General features: G+C 75.9%; 1 protein-coding gene. It reads right to left on the bottom strand.

Annotated features, from left to right (window positions below; translation table 11 throughout):
- The coding region (locus CCN29_RS27675) for a serine/threonine-protein kinase (RefSeq protein ID WP_442538519.1) at positions 1-845 on the bottom strand (845 nt) is incomplete at both ends.

Genomic DNA, 845 nt, shown 5'->3' with positions numbered 1-845 from the left:
TAGCGGTGGCGCAGCGACTGCGGGTCGGCCTGGCCGGCCTCGGCGGCGCGCTCGTCGGCGAGGCGCCGCAGCTCGGGCAGAGCACGCCGGTACTGGCCGTCGTCGAGGAGCGTGGCCGCGTACTGCTTGCGCAGGGTGCGCACCACCGGGGAGTGCTCGCCGTGCTGTTCGGCGGCGACCGGGAGGATCGAGCCGAGGATGTCGACGGCCTGGGTGATGCGGCCCTCGCCGAGCAGCCGCTTCACCTCGTCCACGGCGGCGGCGACGTCGGCCTTCTCCGCCGCCGGCGCGGGCGGCGCGGCGGGCGCGGGCTGCGGCGCCGGCGTCCTGGCACGGTCCGGCCAGGGGGCGTGCGGGCGCAGGAAGGGCCGGGTCGGGTCGAGCGGGGCGCCGGTGGGCGTGCCCCGGGAGGGCAGCAGCAGCGCCAGGTGTTCGTAGACCTCCTGCGCGGAGTCCGGCCGGTGCTGCGGGTCCTTGGCGAGCAGCCGCAGCACCAGCGCCTCCAGCGCCTCGGGCACCTCGGGGCGCAGCCGCCGCACCGGCACCGGCGGCTCGTACAGATGCCGGTGCAGCACCCCGAGCGCCGTGGAACCGGAGAACGGCACGTCCCCGCTGAGCAGTTCGTGCATCAGCACGCCCAGCGCGTACAGGTCCGTGTACGGGCCGACCGCGCCGCCCATCGCCTGCTCGGGCGCCATGTAGGCGGGCGAGCCGATGGGGGTGCCGGTGTGGGTCAGGCGCGTGGTGTCGGCGTCCATCACGGAGGCCACGCCGAGGTCCAGGACGGTGACCGTGCCGTCCTGCTTCACCATCACGTTCCGCGGCTTGAGGTCGCGGTGGACGAT

It is taken from the genome of Streptomyces pseudogriseolus, assembly GCA_002154585.1.
Lineage (GTDB): Bacteria > Actinomycetota > Actinomycetes > Streptomycetales > Streptomycetaceae > Streptomyces > Streptomyces pseudogriseolus.
The sequence above is the reverse complement of the archived record's forward strand: the minus strand, read 5'-3'. Positions and strand labels throughout refer to the sequence as shown.